The following is a 19,010-nucleotide window of genomic DNA, read 5'->3' as shown; positions in this document are numbered from 1 at the left end:
GTTAAATATCGTCGTCTTCATCGCCGCCGAGGTCAAACCGCTTGATCTGGTCCTTGGCCTCGCCGGTCAGCTCCTGTTCCAGCTCCTCGAGCGGCGTATCCGCATCCGCGAAGGCCGCCGTCAGTACGAGCGGCAGGTTCATGCCGCCGATGGCAAGCGTTTTGCCCAGCAGACCCTTTTCGGTGAGCACATCGAGTGCAGTTGTCAGCGGCGAGCCGCCGATGATGTCCGCCGTGAGGATGATCTCGTCCTCTGCGGTAATGTCCTTAACCAGCTCTGCGAAGTTGACACGGAAGGTGTCAACGTCCATGCCGTCGAGCAGGCTGGTCGAGCGGATGTCCTCGCGGTCGCTGCCTGCCATCATGCCGAGCGCGTTGTGCAGACCCGGTGCAAAGGTGCCGTGACTAACCAAAATCAGATATCTCATTTTCCGTTCCCTCTTTCCTGTTTGTTGAGCATAGTATACCGGATTTGGGGGAGCGTGAAATCTGTATTTTGTCATGACCCTCGTGTGATAATCGTCCTGTTTTTCTATGACAAATGTCATGCTGATTATCAAAATATGCAAATAAAATGCGCTCTGTCTGTGCGTGTTGCACAAACAGAGCGCGTATCGCGTTCGATATCGTCAGTTTTTCTGTAAATATTCCTGCACTTCGTGCTGCACTCTTTGCAGCTGGAGTGACAAATTATGCTCATCCTCCATCGCGGTCTGTACCAGCCCTTCGGTCAACAGCAGCGCCTGATCGTAATTGCGGAACCGCGGCGCCGCCACCGCCTGCTCCATGACATCCGACAGCATTTCCACGCCGGACCGGCTTTCACCTGGTGTGTCCTGCCGGAGAATTTGGCGGGTTTTTTCCGAGTCAGTCACGCTCCGCAACGCGGACACACTGTGCGAATCCGTAAACAGTATGGACTGATTGTCCGCATTGGCGGTCAGCTCGCGCAGAAACTGCCACGCGAGCGTCGTATGCGCCGAGCGGCTGCTGATACCGGCCAGCACGGTGCTCAGCTCCGAGCTGTTACTGCCCGCCGGACCGTGCGGCATCGGAATGCAGTCCCACGAGAAATCCGAGTAGCGCTTGATGCGCCACGGATACGGCTGATACGTCCGGTAATCCGAGAACAGGAACGGCCGGAACGCCACCCTGCCCTCGTCAAAGTCCCGCGCAGAAGGCGCGGTCTCTGCGGTGAGCTTGTCCAGCCGCTGTGCAAACGCCACCGCCTGCACAGCTCTCGGCAGAGAGATCAGACAGCTGCTGCCGCCCTCAGTGAACAGCGATGTGCCGTTCGCGATCAGCGCATCCTGCCATGTATATCCATAGCAGCCAAACTGATCGATTTCGCCGTCACTATCCGTGTCGTGCGTGACCTTGGCGCAGATGTTGTAAAAATCCTCCCACGTCCAGTCACCGGACGGCACAGCAATGCCTTCGCTTTCGAGCAGCGTCTTGTTGACGCACATCAGCGTCGGTACGCACTCATACGGCAGCGCGTACTGCACGCCGTTCTCCGCGCCGCTCTGCAGCGCCGCCGGATAGAAATCCGTGTCGGACACCGCCTCGTCCTGCGCAAGATAGCCGTCCAGCGGCGCGAGTGCACCGAGTTCGCACAGCTCACCGAAATCCTCCGGCAGCACGAGGAACACATCCGGCTCACTGCCGAGCAGGTACTGGTCGATAAGCCACTCCGAGTAATCCCGTTTGAGGATGCCGCTTGTGTAGGTGACGTGCACATTCGGGTGTTCCCGCTCGAATCGCTCGATCGCCGCGTCGATGACGGCGTAGCAGTTGCCGTTTGGCGCATCCCAGTAGCTGCCCGCCATAAAGCCGAGTCGCAGTTCGACTGGACGTGTGCGGCTGTAAACGACCATCGTCAGGCACACCGCTGTCAGCACGATGATCGCTGTCAGACGCTTCGCCAGCCCCTTCATTGCGGACCTCCAAACGGACGGCCTGCTACGCCGGTCTGCACCGCCCAGATGGCAAGCTGCGTGCGATCGCGCAGATCCAGCTTGCTGAGAATGCTGCTCAGATAGTTGCGCACCGTGCCTTCGGACAGGCAGAGCGCAGCCGCGATTTCCTTGTTAGACAGTCCGGCACCGACCTCACGGATGATGCGCCATTCGTTATCCTGCAAATCCTCGGTCTGCTTTTCGTCCACACCGATGGTGAGGTTGCCCTTGGCCATCCGCGCGAACATCTGCAAGGCTTTGCTTGCCACATCCGGCGCGATAATGGAGCCGCCGCGCACGACCTCGCGCACCGCATTGGTCAAATCCGCAACAGACACACCCTTGAGCAGATATCCGGACGCGCCGAACCGCAGAGCGTTGAACACATACTCGTCATCGTCGAACGTGGTCAGCACAATCACCTTGATATTCGGATGCGCCGACTTGATCAGCCGCGTACACTCTACGCCGTCCACCTCGGGCATGCGGATGTCCATCAGCACAACATCCGGCCTTTCGCTGCGCACCAGTTCGATGGCCTCGCGGCCGTTTTTCGCCATGCCGACAATGGTAATATCGCTCTGTGCGTTCAAAACAAAGCCTAAACTTTCCCGAATCAGCTCCTGATCGTCTGCCAGCAGCACTTTAATCATATACATCACCCCATCGCAGCGGAATTTCCGCGTGCAGTTCAAATCCTTTTTCGCTCTTTACCTTTAATGTGCCATTTAACAGCTTAAGCCGCTCGCGCATGTGCCGCAGACCAAATCCCGGCTCAATTTTCGTGCAGCCGCAGCCGTTGTCCGTTACCGTAATGCCGAGCCGGCGCTCCTCTGCTGCAATGCGGACACGCACCGCGGTTGCGTGTCCGTGCCGGATAGCATTCGTGATGCTCTCCTGCACGATGCGGTACACCGCGTCCTCCTCGTCCGGCGACAGCCGCAGATCCTCGGCCTGCAAATCGAGCGTGATCTCCGCCTGCGAGGTCGTCTGCATTTCGCTGCACAGCTTCGCTATCGCGTCTGTTAATTGCATGCGCTCGAGCGCATCCGGCCGCAGCGCCCGCACCGAACGCCGAACCTCGTTCATGCCCTCGCGCGCGGTGGACGCGATGCGTTCCATCTGCTTTTTCGCCATCTCGGGCGAGATTTCCAGCATTTGCAGACATGCGTCCGCACCGGCGGTAATGCCGGTCAGCGCGTGGCCGAGCGTGTCGTGAATCTCGCGGGCAAGGCGGTTGCGCTCGCGCGTTTCGGCCATGCGTTCACTCTCGGCGGCGTAAGCCTTGAGCTGCTCGTTCATAACCGAAAGCCGATCGTTCGCCTGTTCCAGTTCGCCGTTCAGGCGGCGTATCGCCGAGTTTTCCTCGGTCCGCTGCCCAATGAGCACCACCATGTACACCACGAACAGGATAAGGTGCAGTGCGCCCAGCAAATCCACCGTGCTCTGCAAAAGCTGCCGCGTGTGCATGTCAAAATACAGCAGATATTCCGAAAACGGAACCGTGTGCAGCGCTCCCTGCAAGGCACCCAAACCGGTCAGCAGGAACAGCGCCGTCATGACGCCGAGAAACCGGCGACGCGTTCTGCCGTGCAGGCCGTCGATCAAATCCACAACCACATACAGCAGCAGGCCGTTGTAGTCCAGATGCAGCGCAAAAATCACGCACAGCGCGAATAACGGCTCGGTCCAGCCGACGAAATGATAGCTGCGTCTGCGCAGTACACCAACCACAATGAGCGCCGCCATGCTGAGAATCGCTACGGTCAGCGTCCACGGCTTGGCCGGCAGCGCGCTTAAATTCTGCGTGAACGCCACACCGTCCGACTGCCGCGCCGCCAGCACCGGCGTCATGCCGAACACCCATGCGAGGAATACGCACACGGTGATATTCAGCAGCAGCATAATCCGGCGGAAAAACTGCAAACTCTGTGCCATACCGTCCCCCCTACTGCCAGCCGTCCATGTCGTAGCTGTTTACGTTGTCCCTGGTCACCAGTGCTACCGGAACCGTGATTTCCTTTTCGTAGTCCTCGCCGTTTAAGATGGCGTAGACCGTCTGCGCGGTAATCTGCCCCAGCCGAATGGGTGACTGGGCCGCTGTCGCCGTCATAGCGCCCTCGCTGATCATGCTTTTCGCTTCGGGAGCACCATCCACGCCGTAAACCGCCGTATCCTGCAGCATGCCATGCTCCTGCAGAGCCGCCACCGCGCCGAGTGCGCTCGGGTCGTTAAGTGACATCACGGCGTCCGGCACAATGCCCTGTTCAAGCAGCTTGTCCATCTCCGGCATGGCGACTTCAAGCTGACCGGCGCTGTCCGCGCGACCGATGATTTGATAGTTGACGTCGGATGCCAGCGTATCGCAAAAGCCCTGGATACGGTCTCGGCCGGACTTGGTAGATGCGTGCTCAAGCAGCACGACCTTCGCGGAATCACGCGTGTTCATCAGGTGCTCCGCGCAGAGCACACCCGCACCATAGTTGTCGGACGCGATCGTGCACGCTACCAAATCCGGGTTGCCGACCTGCGAGTCGATAACCACGACCGGTACGCCCGCCTTCTGTGCCTCCCGCAGTGCCGGCTCGATCTCACGATAGTCCACCGGATTGAGCACCAGCAGGTCGATATTTTCGTGCAGCAGATCGCGTATCTCCTCGTTCTGCCGCTCCTGATCGAGCGCCGGATCACGCGTCAGCAGAATATCGCCGCGGCTTTCGATCACCAACCGCAGTTCCTCGTCAATGACGCTGTAAAACGGGTTGTTCATCGTCATGTACGTCGTGCCAATGCGGAGCGGCTCGTCCGCCTGCGATACGGCCTGATGCGTCACGGCGGCAAGTCCGGCCGCCAACAGCAGCGCCGCTGCCGCAAGGATTGGTCTTGTGCGCAACGGTATCCCGCCTTTCCCCTTAGTAGTTGATACCATTATAGCATAAATTTTTCCGGTGAAAAAGACGGATGTGATGGGTTTCTTGCGGCTTTGCTGCTCTATTGGTCAATCACTTGATTTTCCCTGTCCATCTTGACAAATCCGCACTTTTACCGTACGATAAGCGCAGAAATTATCCTGCAAATCACATCCTTTCGTTTGACGAGATACACATCTCACAGGCGCAGGTATCCCGATTGGAAAAGGGAGCACTGGAGCACATCCGCAAGCAAATTTAACAAATTGAGGATGGAGAATGAAAGAAGCCGTCCGAAAGGCGGTTATTGAATAAACGCGCTTTGCGCGTTACCGAAATTCTTAATTTTCAATTCTCCATTCTCAATGAAAGAAAAAACAGCAAGTCCGACTGAACTTGCTGTTTTTCTTTACGCTGCCTGACTTTCGCCGGAGGCATAATCAATTTCCACGCCTGGCTGGACGTTATAGCAGTACACGTTGAAGCAAATGCCTTCGCCGTCGTCCTCGACCGACCACGCCTCCATCTGCACGCCCGAGGCAACAAGATTGCTGCCCTCAAACACCGGCGTGACCCGATAGAGCACATGGTTACCGGTTTCCTTCACATAGTCAGCGACCATATTCTCAAACGGCAGCATACCCTCAATATTGAGGTATCGCGTGCCGGTGATCAGATTCTGCTTGTTGGCATTCTCAGCTGTAAGCTGCCAGCCGATCAGGTGACAGCGGTTATACAGGTATTTGCCGTCCACACAGTCATACTTGACGGTATGCCATCCGGTTGGCTTGACCTGACCGATCGAACCGCGTTTTTCTCCATCTGCGGGCATCAGATCCTGTCCGACATTGGCGTATGCCGTGCCGCACCGTCCGAGATAATCCAAATCCGAATATTCCTCAAACGATCCGGTCTCCTGTTTGTCTGCGTCGGTGAAGAATGGCTGATTGCCGTCGATCTCGACATAAGCAGAATCCGAGTAGGCGGGCAGATCGTCCATCGAAACCATACTGCTCGACGGCATGGGCAGTGCACAGCCGGAAAGCAGCAGGCTGAGCACGAATACAATCGGCGCAAACGCGCGGGTCAATTTTCGCATTTAACAAATACTTCCTCTGTTATTTTTTCATGCGAGGAACCGGCAAATTCGGTCTCGCTTTGCTTCGTCCATCCGGTTTCCGGAAGGGTGAAATACCGTTCGGCGGGATAGACACGATTCCAGTGATATAATATCACCTGCTGTACCCTGTTTAAGTAGGGTGCAGGATCGTGCACCTCAGCGAAGCAGTAATCGTCCTCTGCCGCCCGCTCGAGGCAATCCTCGGCGATGCAAAGCCGTACTGCCGTATCCGCTCCGAACAGCTTTGCGGTATACGGACTTATCCACAGCCTGTGCATACCGCAGTGCATAAGAATGCGCTCATTCAGCACACGATCGCGGCTCTGTCGGCGATGGTTGAAGGCCAGGCCGCCTTTATCATCCACACATAAGATCAGCTTCATAGAATCCTCCCTTCATCGGGTATCGGATGCACTGTTGACCGGCGTAACGCTGTATGTAATGCGTCCTGCCGAAATACCCTGCCGTCCGATATACGAGCACAGTGCTTCGGTCAGTCTCGGGGTTGCCTTGCTGTGATGCAGCCGCACAACTACCACGCCGGACGTGGAGGCGAAATACTGTACGGTCTGCGTATACGCTTCCGCCGCATTTTTCTCGGCATCGCCGCTGTCCAGACCGGCATCCCACAGGCGGTAGCCTGCACCGATGAGCACGCTGCGCTGTGCTTCGGTGAGCGCGTCGCTGCCGCTCTGGTTGGCGGCTATGCGGGCTGCAACACCGGTCAGCAGTGTCAGGCGTTCGTTCGCAGCGGCAAGGTCGGCCAGCATGTCTGCTCCTGTGGTTTTGCTGTCCGCCTGCAGCAGAAAGGCTGCCGTATGTCCTTCCGCTGCGATTCGGCGAACCAGATCATCATCCCATTCGGAGGTATCCGTCGGCAGGAAGAACGCCGCCTGCCTGCCTGCGTCATGCAGATTGTCCAGAACAGCCGCCGTGTTTTCGTTCGGCGCGCCGTAATAGGCAAGATACACGCGGACCGGCTTCTTCGCCGGCTTTTCCTCTACCTTCGGTATTTCGATGGTATCGTTGTCCACCGGCTTTGCCGGTGCCGGATTGGTATTCGTGTTATTGCTGCGGTCCGACCCGGAAGTGCTGCCCTTGTAGTTGTCGATCGTGTTCTCAATCACCTTGGTATGCGCCGCAATAAACGCCGAATCGCTCTGTGCCGAGCCGTCCGCGACACGCAGCACATTTTCCCCCTGCAGGGTCAGTGAAGAATAGGTAAAGCCGAACTTCGCACAGCACAGCTTGACCGGCACATAAACCGTTCCGTTCATCTCATACGCGGGTGTGGAATAGCTGTTCAGATTCTGGTCGTACACATAGCCTTCCGCAGTCGAAAAGCTGAGCGTTTCGCCGTTTGCGGAAAGATCGAGCACGCCGTCATTCTCCGAGGCTGACACGCCGAGCGTGGTAAACACACTGTACGGCACATAGGTTTCGCCGCCGAGACGCGCAGGCATGGTGCTCTCGTCGAGCGGCAGGATGGAGTCATTTATCGCTGTCAGCGTCACCGCATGCGCCGGTGCAGGCAGAAACGTCAGCAGCAGCGCGGCACACAGCACACAGCTGATGATTTTTTTGATACGCACTCACTCCTTTCAGCAATTCGTACGAACATATTATACCAAAGCGCAGCGGGTTTGTCACCCTTTCTGCCGAAAAACACCTTGCGTTGTGAGAATCGAGTGCTATAATAAAAGAGTACAAATTCTTATACAGAAAGAGTGAAGCAACCATGCTGCAGATCACAACACAGCGCACTACTACTCCTAAAGCAAAGCCGGACGAAAGCAACCTCGGCTTTGGCGTTCATTATACCGATCATATGCTGATCATTGACCACGATGAGGAAAAGGGCTGGCACGACGCCCGCATCGTACCGTATCAGCCGCTTGAGCTTGATCCGGCAGCGATGGTTTTCCATTATGCAATGGAGTCCTTTGAGGGTCTGAAGGCTTACCGCACCCCGGACGGCTCCATTCAGCTGTTCCGCCCGGACAAGAATGCACAGCGTATGATCAACACCAACCATCGTATGTGCCTGCCGAGCCTGCCGGTAGAGGATTTCGTTCAGGCTGTCAAGGCCATTGTTTCCTTCGATCAGGACTGGGTTCCGCACGCTGAGGGCACCAGCCTGTACATCCGTCCGTTTGTCATCGCTACCGAGCCGCATCTGGGCGTTCGCACCTCCCGCACCCACAAGTTCATCATCGTATGCTCTCCGGTCGGCGCATACTACTCCACCGGCATCAATCCGGTTAAGATCTTCGTCGAGGATGAGTACACTCGTGCCTGCCCGGGCGGCACCGGCTTCACCAAGTGCGGCGGCAACTACGCTGCATCCCTGATCTCTCAGGTAAAGGCACACGAGCTGGGCTACGAGCAGACCCTGTGGCTGGACGGCGTTGAGCACAAGTACGTTGAGGAAGTCGGCTCCATGAACTGCTTCTTCAAGATCGACGGCACCGTTTACACCGCTCCGACTGTTGGCACCGTTCTGCCGGGCGTTACCCGTATGAGCTGCATCGAGCTGCTCAAGCACTGGGGCATTCCGGTATCCGAGGAGCGCCTGCCGATCGCTGACGTTATGAAGGCTTCCCACGACGGCAAGCTGGAAGAGGTATTCGGCACCGGTACTGCTGCAGTTATCTCTCCGGTTGGCGAGCTGCGCTACGAGGGCGATGTTGCTCACATCAACAACGGTGAGATCGGCGAAGTTACCCATAAGCTGTACAACACCCTGACCGGCATCCAGTGGGGCAAGCTGCCGGATGAGCTGGGCTGGACTGTGAAGGTAGACTGATTTCGATTAAAAGGCGAAGCCTTTTAGCGGACGCGGTTTGCAAGCAAACCGATATTCAATAAAAAAGAGGCTGACAGCTGTGAACTGTCAGCCTCTTTTTTTACAATGCAAGCGTGTGATATGGTTCGCCGCTCAGCGTTTTCCACGTAAAAACGCCGTTTTCGAGTGTCATATAGCCATGTGCGGTATCATTTTTTGGGATGGACACTGAACCCGGGTTCAGATACAGGTTTTCCCTGCCAAACGACTCCCATGCCGGAATATGCGTATGTCCGTGCAGCAGCACATCGCCCTTACGCAGTGGCGGCGGTGTCTGGGTATTAAAGGTATGCCCGTGCGTGACATACACCAGCCGCTCCCCTGCCGACAGGACGGCATAGTCCGCGAGGATCGGGAACGCGAGTACCATCTGGTCCACCTCGGTGTCGCAGTTGCCGCGCACACATAGGATTGTATCCGCCATGCCGTTCAGCATGGCAATCACCTTCTTTGGCGCGTAATCGCGCGGCAGATCGTTTCTCGGACCGTGGTAAAGAATATCGCCGAGCAGCAGCAGACGCGCAGCCTGCTCGCGCTCGAATGCCTGCAGCAGCTGTTCGCAGTAGTATGCCGAGCCGTGAATATCGGATGCAATGAGAAATTTCATGCCGCGCCTCACCTGCCCGCCTGCTTTGGCACATCCACGATGGTGCCGCCGCCTACAACTACATCGCCGTCATACAGCACCGCCGCCTGACCGATCGCTGCGGCTCTCTGCGGCTCGTCAAACACCAGCTTGACGCGGCCGTCCTCCATCGGAGAAACCGTCACCGGCTGCTCCGGATGGCGGTAGCGAATCTTCGCCTTGATGTGGATTGGCTCGGTCAGCTCCGGAATCGAAATCCAGTTCATGTCATCTACGATCACAGTGTCCGAGAACAGCGCCGCCTCCGGTCCGACCGAAACCGTGTTCTTCTCCATATCCTTGCCGCAGACGTACACCGGCTCACCCATCGCAAGACCGAGGCCGCGTCTCTGGCCGACGGTATAGCGGACAGCACCCTTGTGCTTTCCCACCGGCTTGCCGTCCAGATCGAGGAAATCGCCTGCCGGATAGTGCTTGCCCGTGTACTGCTCCATGAACTTGACGTAATCGCCGTCCGGCACAAAGCAAATATCCTGGCTGTCGTGCTTGCGTGCGTTGCAGAAGCTGAGCTGCTCCGCCAGCTCGCGGATCTCCGGCTTGTTGCGGTCGCCCAGAGGAAATTTGGTGTGCGCAAGCTGCCGCTGCGTCATCGTGTACAGCACATAGCTCTGGTCCTTGCCCGCGTCCACGCCCTTTTTAAGCAGCCAGCGACCGGTCTGTTCGTCCTGCTCAATGCGGGCGTAGTGACCGGTGACAACGTAATACAGGCCGTGCTGCTCGGCAAAATCCAGCAGCTTGTCGAACTTCATAAAGCGGTTGCAGTCAATACAGGGATTGGGCGTGCCGCCTGCCTCATAGGTGCGGACAAACTTGCCGATGATCTTCTCCTGAAAATCCAGCGTAAAATCCAGCACCTCATACGGAATATCCAGCTGAAATGCAACCTCACTCGCGTCCTCGATATCCTTTTCCGAACAGCAGGTGCGGAAATTACATGCGCCGAGATCCTCGTTGCGGTACAGCCGCATGGTCGTGCCCATGCAGCGGAAGTCCGCCTGCCGCATCAGGTAAGCCGCGATCGAGCTGTCTACGCCGCCGCTCATCGCAATGAGTGCGGTCTTCTGTTCTGCGTTCTGCATCAATGCCGTCCTCTCTTTCGATATATTAAGTGGTAAGTATAATTTTCATCAGATAGCAAAAAACTCCGAAAACCATGTGGTTTTCAGAGTTTTTGTGGTCGAGGTGACAGGATTTGAACCTGCGGCCTCTTCGTCCCGAACGAAGCGCTCTACCAAGCTGAGCCACACCTCGAAATATTGTTATTTGATTTGAAAAAAGTGGTCGAGGTGACAGGATTTGAACCTGCGGCCTCTTCGTCCCGAACGAAGCGCTCTACCAAGCTGAGCCACACCTCGAAATCAAGCTGCCAACGCTTTTCCGTGACAGCTTTATTAGTATATCGCAGAAATCGCTTTCTGTCAACACTTTTTTGAAATTTTCCTTAAATTTTCTCGAGCAGCTTTGCCACCAGACGGCGCAGCTCTGCGCCGCGGCGCTCGGCAGTCTCGTTGACCTCAGCGCCCGAGAGCGGCTGCATAAGCACGCCCGCCGCCATATTGGTGATCATGGCAATACCGACGAGCGGCAGACCGCAGTGCGCGGCTGCAATGACCTCGAACACGGTGGACATGCCGACCGCATCCGCACCGAGCGTGCGGAACATGCGGATCTCCGCCGGTGTCTCAAACTGCGGGCCGTTTACGCCGCAGTATACACCCTGATGCAGCTTAAGACCGCAGTCCGCAGCGGCCTGCATGGCTTTTTCTCCCAGTTCGTGGCTGTACGCGAACGTCATATCCGGAAAACGAGTACCGAGTTCGGGATCATTTTTGCCGGTCAGCGGACTTTTGCCTGTCATGTTGATGTGGTCGGTGATCAGCATAAAATCACCCGCATGATAGCCGGTGTTAATGCCGCCGGAGGCATTCGTCACGACAAGCGCCTTCACCCCCAACTCTTTCAGCACATAAACAGGATATGCCACCTCGTCCGGCGCGTAGCCCTCGTAGCCGTGCAGACGGCCCTGCATGCAGATAACACGGCGTCCGGCCAGCGTGCCGCATACCATGCGTCCTGCGTGGTCAGGCGCGGTGGATACCTTGAAGTGCGGAATCTCGCCGTAAGGTACATACGTCGGGTTCTCCACCTCATCAGCCAGCGGGCCGATGCCTGAGCCGAGCACCAGTGCGATTTCGGGCACAAACGGCAGCTTTTCTTTAAGATATGCTGCAGATTCCACTACATTTGCTTTTGTCAGCATAGGTCGTCCCTCCTTACAGCCGACGCAGGATAGCGTCCGTGCGCTTCTGCGTTTCCGCCTTTACCTTTTCAATATCAATGGTCTTGAATTCACCATCGCGGTACAGCACCTCGCCGTCCACCATGGTCAGGCGAACGTCCGCGCCCTGAGCCGCATAGACCACGTTGCAGGCGGCGTCGGTCATCGGTGTAAACTGCGGTGTATCGGTGTCGATGACGCACAGGTCAGCCTTATATCCAACCGCCAGCTTGCCGCAGTCCGTGCGTCCCTGCGAAAGCGCACCGGCGCGCGTTGCCGTGTGCAGCACCTGTGCAGGCGTCAGCAGCGTAGAATCGTGATAGAAACCCTTGTAAACCACACCGAACAGGTAAATATCCTGTAGAATATTCAGGTTGTTGTTGGAGGCTGCGCCGTCTGTGCCGAGCGCGATATTGATGCCCTTCTCCAGCATTTTCGGGATGTTCGCGTAGCCGGATGCCAGCTTGAGATTGCTTGCCGGACAGCAGGCGACCGAAACATTGTGCTTCTTGAGGATATCGAAATCCTCGTCCTCCAGCCAGACGCAGTGCGCCGCCGTGGTCGGGGAATCGAAAATGCCGTGCGCCTCCATGTACGCCGCCGGCGTCAGGCCATGACGCTGCTTGCACTCCTCGTGCTCGGTCTGCGTCTCGGACAGGTGGATGTGGATACGCGCACCCGCGTCCTTCGCGTGAGCGGCTACCGCCTCGACCACCTTGGGTGTCGAGGTATACTCGCCGTGGATACACAGATCACCGATCAGACGGCCGCCCAGCTCGCCGTTCCACTCGTTCAGCAGGCGCAGATTGTCCTTGTAGGCGGCAAGGCTCTCGTAGTCGCTGTCGTCAAATACGGTCAGACCGCGGCTGAGGTTGCACTTGATGCCGCTCTCGCGTATCGCGGGCATCATGCCGTCAAAGAAGAAATACATATCCGAGAATGAAACCGTACCGCTCGCCAGCATTTCCGCGATGGAAAGCTGCGTGCCGTAGTACGCCGCCTCGTCGTCGATCTTGTCCTCAAACGGAAATACCTTCTCACCCAGCCAGCGCTGCAGCGGCAGATTTTCCGCGTAGCCGCGCAGCAGCGTCATCGGCGCGTGGCTGTGGACATTGTAGAAGCCGCTCATCAGCAGACGGTGTCTGCCATCGTAGCGTTCGCCGTAGTCCTCCTGCGGCTCGGTGTCACCGATATAGGCGATCTTGCCGTCCTTCACGCCGACGTACTGCCCGCGTTTGAGCGCAAAATTCTCATCCAACAGATCAATGTTGCAAAAAAGCATGGTATTCTCCTTTTCTCTTTACAGAACATGGTAATGCGGGATAATATCCTCGTATTCGCCGTCCTTGTTCAAAAATCCGCCCGGAATCACACCAAGCTGTGTGAATCCCAGCTTTTTGTACAGCGCAAGTGCGCCCTTGTTGCTCTTGACGACTGCGTTGAACTGCAGCACGCGGAATCCGCACGTTTTCCCCTGTGCAATGCAGTGCTTTACCAGTTTTTCACCGATATGCTGTCCGCGCACGGTCTTTTTGACGGCGTAGCTGGCGTTGCAGATATGACCGCAGCGGCCCACATTGTTCGGGTGCAGAATATACAGACCGACCAGCTCGCCGGTTGCCGCGTCGTACGCTACGCCGGTATAGGTCTGCTCAGTGAAAAAGGCATGACCGGTCACCTCGTCCAGCTTTTCCATCTGCGGAAAGGCTTTACCGTCCTCAACGACCTCGTTCCAAATTTCTGCTGCCTGTGCAGCATCACGCTGCTCGTACTGCCGAATTTCGATCTGCATGGTATCTCATCCCTTGGGTTTTCTCTTATTATAGCATAGTGCAGGAGAAAAGAAAACTGTCGCATCGGCTGCAAACCGAGGAAACGCGCTGACGCCGCGCGGGCGCACAGTGTGCGCCCATTTCTCTACCTCTACGCAACGTCAGATACCTTACTGCTACACATGCGGGTTACTCTCCGCAAGCGCGGCATGCATGACAGTGTCGCGCAACTTGCTGGCCTGGAGAATATTCTGCACAGCATTTGTGAATTATCTGCGACTTGCCGAACGATACCCCATTGCGTTCTCTCCCCTCTCAACTTTTCACTCCTCACTCTTTCTTAAGGCAACACCGCACAATTAAAGCGGCGGTGCTTTGCGGAAATTTTGTGTCCTGACTTTGGCTTCGGTTCCTTGCGCGAGTTCCGTCCGCGCTGCCGAAGTTTCACGGTAATACATCAAGTATTACCGCAAATCTGTGCCTCGTCAGTACGCAAAATTTACTCGCAAATCACTCTTGTTCAATTATGCGGTATTGCCTTAAAACGCCGAATACTTCAAAATGTCTTTTCGCATTCGCGCGATAATCCGCTTTTCCAGCCTTGAAATATAGCTTTGCGAGATGCCCAGCAAATCCGCGACCTCCTTCTGCGTCAGCGCCTTCGGCGTGCCGATGCCGAACCGCAGCGAGATGATTTGCCGCTCTCTCGGCGGCAGATGACCCAGTGCACGATGCAGCAGCATTTTGTCCACATCATCCTCGAGCGGCCGCATGACGCTGTCCGGCTCGGTGCCGAGAATATCACTCAGCAGCAGCTCGTTGCCATCCCAGTCCGAGGACAGCGGCTCGTCGATGGAAACCTCGCTCCGCCGTCCGGCAATCTTGCGCAGATGCATGAGGATCTCGTTTTCGATACACCGCGATGCATATGTCGCCAGCTTGACGTTTTTGTCGCTCCGGTAGGTGCTCACCGCCTTGATGAGTCCGATCGTTCCAATAGAAATTAAATCTTCTGTTCCCACACCGCTCGACTCAAACTTGCGCGCCAGAAACACCACTAGCCGCAGATTGTGCTCGATAAGACAGTTGCGCGCCGCAACATCGCCGCCGCTGTTCGCCTCCACGGCAGCGGCCTCCTCCTCCGGAGACAACGGCGGCGGCAGAACATCGCTGCCGCCGATATAATGTACGCCTTGCACTCGAAACCGCCGCAAAACCATCTTTAACCACTGCAGAAATTTCATTTTACTCTCCCTTTCACACCCCGATAAGTCCCTCGTACGCGCCCTGTCCGATGGAGACCGCACTGACCGCACACACACAGTCGAGTGCCGTGCCGTCCGCTCTCAGCACGCTGTCCGGCCGGAAATACAGCAGCAGACCGCCATCCGTGCCGACCGCGTGAAACGGCAGCAGACCGCAGCGTGCAGCCAGATTTTCCGGCAGAGCCGTCAGCTGCGCGGACGCACTGCCGAACGGCAGTTTCGTGTCCAGCAGGCTCTCGGCGGCCTTGCGCTCGAGCACCACGACCGGCTTTCCGGAAACCGGTTCGGTCAGGTCGTTGCCTGTGTCGTGCAGCACGCGCACGGCTGTCTGCCGATTGCCGAACCGGATGGTCAGCGTTTCCGTTTCGCGGTGCAGCGCGCCGTGCTTCGCGTCTCCGCGCAGGAGTATCCCGCTTGCCGCATAGCCGACAGCTGCCGCCAGCACGAGCACCTGTATCGGCACCGCAAAGTAGTACCCGCACGAGAGCAGCAGCCTCCTGCCGCTTGCGGCACTCAGCGCCGCCGCCAGTCCGGCGAACGAGGCCGCGACCACGCCGTACAGTGCACACAGCCGCGCAAGGTGCCGCTCTCTGCCGAAAGCGACCATGCACAGGCCCAGTCCTGCAAGCAGTCGCAGCGGCGCGAGTGTCAGCACCGGCCAGACCGCACCCAGAACGGCATAGCCGCCGCCGAGTGCTGCTGAGAAAATCAGCCGCATTTTCCGCACCTGCACGCCGCCTAAGCGAGCCGCCGCAAGCAGTGTTGCACCATCCATCAGCGCGTTGACGGCAAACAGCACATCCAGATAGACGACCATACCGCACCTCCCGAACAAGATTCAGTATAGCACGGACAACGTGCGCGTTTTGCCGAATAAAGAGCGTAAAATGCCCGAAGCCGCTCTACCATAAGGTAAGAACAGCTTCAGGCAAAGAGTAGTATGTAAGTACGATGTGGTCGAAATGAGAAAGGATATAAAAAAAACAGCAAGAGTCCTGCACCTTTTATCGGTATCAGCCCCCTTGCTGTGTCTTTATCATACTGCAAAATCGGCAGCTTGTCACCTGTCGTTTTTTGCAAAATTCCCAGTAACTCTATCGGTTATTTTTGGAGTGCATACTGTGTCAGCAGCTTTGCCGCGTCCTCTACATCGGAAACCGCACACAGCTCGCTCGGAGAATGGATATAGCGAGTCGGGATGGAGACCGCGCCTGCCCGCACGCCCGCGCGCGCCTTCTGCAGCGCCGACGTATCCGTGCCGCCGCACAGCAGGATTTCGCGCTGCGCGGATACACCGCAGTCTTTCGCCGCCTGCTCGAGCGCATCTACAACCGCCGGTGTGCAGATAACCGAGCGATCCATCACCTTGACTGCCGGTCCCTTGCCCAGCTCGACCGCCATCGCGGACTTCATCTCCGGCAGGTCGCCGGTATCGGTCACATCCACTGCGATAGCCGCATCCGGCTCAACTGCGAACGCTGCCGCGCCTGCGCCGCGCAGGCCAACCTCCTCCTGTGCCGTAAACACGAAGTACAGGTCGTTCTCGATTTCCTTATCTGCCAGCTGCTCCATCATCAGCAGGAGCGTCACACAGCCGATACGGTTGTCCAGATACGGACCGCACAGCACGCCGTTCTGCTCGAACCGTGGTGCTTCGTACACGGCAAAATCGCCGATCTGCACCAGCTTGCGCGCTTCCTCGGCGTTTTTTGCACCGATGTCGATGAACAGATTATCCAGCGTCAAATCCTTGAGCGGCGTCTTTTCCTCGTACGAGATCACGCCGCGCGTGCCGTTGGCAAACTTCACCTGAATATTCAGCAGGTCACCGACATACAGGCCGCCGATCTGCGAAAAACGGATGAAGCCCTTGTCCTCAATATAGGTGGCAACCACGCCGATGGAGTCCATATGCGCGGCAAACAGCAGCTTTTTGCCGTTCTTTGCACCCTTTTTACGGCAGATAAGATTGCCGAGCGCATCCGTCGTCACGTCGTCGATATACGCGCCTGCAATCTCCGCGATGGTTTCGCGAACCGCATCCTCACGGCCGGAAGGGCCGAATGCACCCGCGACCGTGTTCCATAAATCAAAAATCTTGCTCATTCGTCGTTCCCTCCGAGTTCTTCCAGAAATGCGCGTGCGGCGGAAAGCACCGCCTCGCAGTCGGCTACTGCCGCCACCGAGGACGGCGAGTGAATATAGCGTACCGGAGCCGCGGCCGCGCACACGCGCACGCCCGCACGGCTCTTGTGGATACGGCCTGCGTCCGTGCCGCCAGCTACGCGCGTTTTCGTCTGCCAGCGGATGCCGCGCTTGTCGCAGGCATTGCGCATAAGTTCAAACAGCTCCGCATCGTAGATAGTCGCGCCATCCATGAACGGCAGAACAACACCGCCGCGTACACGGCAAACAGCTTTGCCGCCTTCCACCTCTGCGAGATCAGCGGCTGTCGTGCCCTCGAGCACCATTGCAAATCCCGGGTCGAGCGCATACGCCATGCTTGCCGCACCGCGCAGACCGACTTCCTCCTGCACAGTAAAGCAGAACCAGGTGTCGATCGGCGGCTCGTCCTCGATGAGCTTGAGGAGCGCAGCACAGCCGACGCGGTCATCAATCGCCTTGGCCTTGATAAGACCGTCGCCGAACTCGACAACCGCCGAGTCGAACACGCCGTAATCGCCAAGCGAAACCTTGTCCTCGGCGGCAGCTTTGCTCGCTGCACCGATGTCGATATACAAATCCTTGGTCTTGGGCATGGTGCGGCGCTCTGCTGCGGTCGTCAAATGAACTGCCTTGATGCCGATCACGCCCTGCACATCACCGAAGCGAACCGGTCGGCCGATGACAACACGCGGGTCCACACCGCCGACAAAGCCGAACTTCAGCATGCCGTCGTCCGTAATCTGCTTGATGATAACGCCGACCTCGTCCATGTGTGCGCACACAACGACCGGACGCTCGAGCGCCTTTTTGCCCTTTCGGAACACCATAATGTTGCCGATGGCATCGGTCTTTATCTCGTCCGCGAACGGCTTTACCTTCTCGAGCACAAACTCGCGCACCGCATCCTCACAGCCGGACGGCCCCGGCAGCGCGCACAGCTGCTTCATCAGTTCGATCATGCGCCCACCTCCCCGTCAAATTCGCGCAGGAATTCTGCCATCAGGTCAGCGACTGCCTGCACATCAGACAGCTCCACAACCTCGACCGGCGTATGCATGTATTTTTCCGGAATGGACAGCAGACCCATTGCGATACCGCGGCCGACGATCTGCATCGTCCACGCATTCGTGCCGGTGTTGCCCTCCATGATTTCAAGCGTATAGTCGATGTCGTTCGCCTTGGCGGTCTTGATGAGCGCCTTGGTAAAGCCGCGATGCAGGTTCGGTCCCATGCCGACTGCCACGCCGCTGCCGAGGTCGAACACACCGTCCGACGGACCGTCCGGCGTTCTGCCGTGGGTCACATCCACCGCGATGGCGTACCCCGGCTGAACCGTAAACGCGCCGGTCTGTGCACCCAGCTCGGTGACTTCCTCCTGCGTGCTGATGAGCACCGTAACATTGCATTTCAGCTTGTCCTTTGCCGCGTGCAGCTTCTCCATCGCCAGCAGGATGGCGGCAACGCCCGCTCGGTCGTCCAGGCACTTGCTGCAAAGCTGACCGCCAGCCAGCTTAATCGGCTGCTGCGCGAACACGATGGGCGTGCCCACGCGAATGCGGCTTTTGGCATCGAGCAGACCGGTATCAATCGCCATCTGGTCGATGGGGACGGCCTTGTTCTGCTCACCTGCTTTGAGCAGGTGCGGCGGCATGCAGGATACCACGCCGTACAGCGGCTCGTCCGCGAGAATGGTCACCTCGCCGCCGAGCAGCATGCGCGGGTCCACACCGCCGACCGGCGCGAACCGCAGAAAGCCGCCGTCCAGCACCTCGGTAACAAGAAAGCCGATCTGGTCGAGATGCGCGTCCAGAAGGACGGTTTTCGCGCCCTCTTTACCGCAGGACAAGCTGCCGATCACGTTGCCGTTCTTATCCGCGTCCACGGTGTCGCAGTACGGCCGGAACAGCTCCGCGACGGCCTTTGCCGCCTGCATTTCAAAGCCGCTGACCGCCGGCAGTGCACACAGCGTCCGCAGCGTTTGTTCTAACTGCAAGGAAATTCCTCCTTTTTCGTCTTTTATCGTACAAGGTTTATTATAACCGTTTCTTTCCA

At 57.5% G+C, this 19,010-nt stretch carries 18 protein-coding genes, 2 tRNA genes and 1 pseudogene; 1 reads left to right on the top strand and 20 read right to left on the bottom strand.

The features are described 5' to 3' along the window. Position 1 precedes the first annotated feature (1 nt). From PG722_RS05490 to PG722_RS05455, 8 genes and pseudogenes are all read right to left on the bottom strand, one after another. Complete coding sequence (locus PG722_RS05490) at positions 2-427, bottom strand: PTS sugar transporter subunit IIA (RefSeq protein WP_270579898.1); 426 nt, start codon at positions 425-427, stop codon at positions 2-4. Between the two features lie 201 nt (positions 428-628). Next, a complete protein-coding gene (locus PG722_RS05485) occupies positions 629-1,936 on the bottom strand; it encodes an extracellular solute-binding protein (protein ID WP_270579897.1) in 1,308 nt (435 codons plus the stop codon). Next, on the bottom strand, positions 1,933-2,610 hold the full coding sequence (locus PG722_RS05480) for a response regulator transcription factor (protein WP_270579916.1): 678 nt from the start codon (positions 2,608-2,610) through the stop codon (positions 1,933-1,935). The genes PG722_RS05485 and PG722_RS05480 overlap by 4 nt, the downstream gene beginning before the upstream one ends. After that, complete coding sequence (locus PG722_RS05475; RefSeq protein WP_270579896.1) at positions 2,603-3,895, bottom strand: sensor histidine kinase; 1,293 nt, start codon at positions 3,893-3,895, stop codon at positions 2,603-2,605. Before PG722_RS05475 ends, PG722_RS05480 begins: the two co-directional genes overlap by 8 nt. Before the next feature lie 10 nt (positions 3,896-3,905). Continuing rightward, positions 3,906-4,850, bottom strand: a complete 945-nt coding sequence (locus tag PG722_RS05470; protein ID WP_270579895.1) for a sugar ABC transporter substrate-binding protein — start codon at positions 4,848-4,850, stop codon at positions 3,906-3,908. 437 nt (positions 4,851-5,287) lie between these two features. Further along, a pseudogene (locus tag PG722_RS05465) lies at positions 5,288-5,965 on the bottom strand (DNA/RNA non-specific endonuclease); the annotation flags it as partial. After that, the gene (locus PG722_RS05460) at positions 5,953-6,369 is read right to left on the bottom strand and encodes a ribonuclease Z (RefSeq protein ID WP_270418080.1); all 417 of its coding nucleotides are present in this window, start codon (positions 6,367-6,369) and stop codon (positions 5,953-5,955) included. The pseudogene PG722_RS05465 and the gene PG722_RS05460, both read right to left, overlap by 13 nt. Positions 6,370-6,381: 12 nt before the next feature. Beyond that, positions 6,382-7,578: a hypothetical protein gene (locus tag PG722_RS05455; protein ID WP_270579894.1), complete on the bottom strand. Its 1,197-nt coding sequence runs from the start codon at positions 7,576-7,578 to the stop codon at positions 6,382-6,384. Between the two features lie 146 nt (positions 7,579-7,724). Here PG722_RS05455 and PG722_RS05450 point away from each other — a divergent pair, with 146 nt between their 5' ends. Beyond that, a complete protein-coding gene (locus PG722_RS05450) occupies positions 7,725-8,792 on the top strand; it encodes a branched-chain amino acid aminotransferase (protein ID WP_270579893.1) in 1,068 nt (355 codons plus the stop codon). Between the two features lie 100 nt (positions 8,793-8,892). On the opposite strand, the gene yfcE is transcribed toward PG722_RS05450, so the two are convergent. From yfcE to PG722_RS05390, 12 genes are all read right to left on the bottom strand, one after another. Continuing rightward, positions 8,893-9,438 (bottom strand): phosphodiesterase, encoded by a 546-nt coding sequence (gene yfcE, locus PG722_RS05445; protein WP_270579892.1) that lies wholly within the window; start codon positions 9,436-9,438, stop codon positions 8,893-8,895. Positions 9,439-9,446: 8 nt separating this feature from the next. Next, positions 9,447-10,556, bottom strand: a complete 1,110-nt coding sequence (mnmA, locus tag PG722_RS05440; RefSeq protein WP_270579891.1) for a tRNA 2-thiouridine(34) synthase MnmA — start codon at positions 10,554-10,556, stop codon at positions 9,447-9,449. 95 nt (positions 10,557-10,651) lie between these two features. After that, positions 10,652-10,728: transfer RNA gene (locus PG722_RS05435), tRNA-Pro, on the bottom strand. 27 nt (positions 10,729-10,755) lie between these two features. Beyond that, positions 10,756-10,832, bottom strand: a tRNA-Pro gene (locus PG722_RS05430). 86 nt (positions 10,833-10,918) lie between these two features. Further along, the gene (locus tag PG722_RS05425) at positions 10,919-11,737 is read right to left on the bottom strand and encodes a purine-nucleoside phosphorylase (RefSeq protein ID WP_270579890.1); all 819 of its coding nucleotides are present in this window, start codon (positions 11,735-11,737) and stop codon (positions 10,919-10,921) included. Positions 11,738-11,750: 13 nt separating this feature from the next. Then, entirely contained in the window at positions 11,751-13,037 is a 1,287-nt protein-coding gene (locus tag PG722_RS05420) for an amidohydrolase (RefSeq protein WP_118360718.1), read from the bottom strand. Positions 13,038-13,055: 18 nt separating this feature from the next. Beyond that, positions 13,056-13,547, bottom strand: coding sequence for a GNAT family N-acetyltransferase (locus tag PG722_RS05415; protein WP_118729087.1), 492 nt, complete (start codon positions 13,545-13,547; stop codon positions 13,056-13,058). A gap of 519 nt (positions 13,548-14,066) precedes the next feature. After that, on the bottom strand, positions 14,067-14,771 hold the full coding sequence (gene sigE / locus PG722_RS05410) for an RNA polymerase sporulation sigma factor SigE (RefSeq protein WP_270579888.1): 705 nt from the start codon (positions 14,769-14,771) through the stop codon (positions 14,067-14,069). 13 nt (positions 14,772-14,784) lie between these two features. Beyond that, entirely contained in the window at positions 14,785-15,609 is an 825-nt protein-coding gene (locus PG722_RS05405) for a sigma-E processing peptidase SpoIIGA (protein WP_270579886.1), read from the bottom strand. A 284-nt stretch (positions 15,610-15,893) separates the two neighbouring features. Beyond that, positions 15,894-16,898, bottom strand: coding sequence for a M42 family metallopeptidase (locus tag PG722_RS05400; RefSeq protein WP_270579885.1), 1,005 nt, complete (start codon positions 16,896-16,898; stop codon positions 15,894-15,896). Continuing rightward, positions 16,895-17,917, bottom strand: a complete 1,023-nt coding sequence (locus PG722_RS05395; protein ID WP_117492226.1) for a M42 family metallopeptidase — start codon at positions 17,915-17,917, stop codon at positions 16,895-16,897. Before PG722_RS05395 ends, PG722_RS05400 begins: the two co-directional genes overlap by 4 nt. Continuing rightward, positions 17,914-18,951, bottom strand: coding sequence for a M42 family metallopeptidase (locus PG722_RS05390; RefSeq protein WP_270579883.1), 1,038 nt, complete (start codon positions 18,949-18,951; stop codon positions 17,914-17,916). The genes PG722_RS05395 and PG722_RS05390 overlap by 4 nt, the downstream gene beginning before the upstream one ends. Positions 18,952-19,010 lie beyond the last annotated feature (59 nt).

The organism is Butyricicoccus sp. OF27-2pH9A (assembly GCF_027693185.1).
Lineage (GTDB): Bacteria > Bacillota > Clostridia > Oscillospirales > Butyricicoccaceae > Agathobaculum > Agathobaculum butyriciproducens.
Note: the sequence above shows the minus strand (reverse complement) of the source record. Positions and strands in the feature narration are given on the sequence as shown.

Bases quoted from the DNA above. Each gene is read 5' to 3' on its own strand.
- sigE (WP_270579888.1), bottom strand. From the start codon at position 14,771: ATGAAATTTCTGCAGTGGTTAAAGATGGTTTTGCGGCGGTTTCGAGTG.
- PG722_RS05480 (WP_270579916.1), bottom strand. From the start codon at position 2,610: ATGATTAAAGTGCTGCTGGCAGACGATCAGGAGCTGATTCGGGAAAGT.
- PG722_RS05415 (WP_118729087.1), bottom strand. From the start codon at position 13,547: ATGCAGATCGAAATTCGGCAGTACGAGCAGCGTGATGCTGCACAGGCA.
- PG722_RS05420 (WP_118360718.1), bottom strand. From the start codon at position 13,037: ATGCTTTTTTGCAACATTGATCTGTTGGATGAGAATTTTGCGCTCAAA.
- PG722_RS05485 (WP_270579897.1), bottom strand. From the start codon at position 1,936: ATGAAGGGGCTGGCGAAGCGTCTGACAGCGATCATCGTGCTGACAGCG.
- mnmA (WP_270579891.1), bottom strand. From the start codon at position 10,556: ATGCAGAACGCAGAACAGAAGACCGCACTCATTGCGATGAGCGGCGGC.
- PG722_RS05460 (WP_270418080.1), bottom strand. From the start codon at position 6,369: ATGAAGCTGATCTTATGTGTGGATGATAAAGGCGGCCTGGCCTTCAAC.
- PG722_RS05400 (WP_270579885.1), bottom strand. From the start codon at position 16,898: ATGAGCAAGATTTTTGATTTATGGAACACGGTCGCGGGTGCATTCGGC.
- PG722_RS05450 (WP_270579893.1), top strand. From the start codon at position 7,725: ATGCTGCAGATCACAACACAGCGCACTACTACTCCTAAAGCAAAGCCG.
- PG722_RS05425 (WP_270579890.1), bottom strand. From the start codon at position 11,737: ATGCTGACAAAAGCAAATGTAGTGGAATCTGCAGCATATCTTAAAGAA.
- PG722_RS05395 (WP_117492226.1), bottom strand. From the start codon at position 17,917: ATGATCGAACTGATGAAGCAGCTGTGCGCGCTGCCGGGGCCGTCCGGC.
- PG722_RS05405 (WP_270579886.1), bottom strand. From the start codon at position 15,609: ATGGTCGTCTATCTGGATGTGCTGTTTGCCGTCAACGCGCTGATGGAT.
- PG722_RS05475 (WP_270579896.1), bottom strand. From the start codon at position 3,895: ATGGCACAGAGTTTGCAGTTTTTCCGCCGGATTATGCTGCTGCTGAAT.
- yfcE (WP_270579892.1), bottom strand. From the start codon at position 9,438: ATGAAATTTCTCATTGCATCCGATATTCACGGCTCGGCATACTACTGC.
- PG722_RS05490 (WP_270579898.1), bottom strand. From the start codon at position 427: ATGAGATATCTGATTTTGGTTAGTCACGGCACCTTTGCACCGGGTCTG.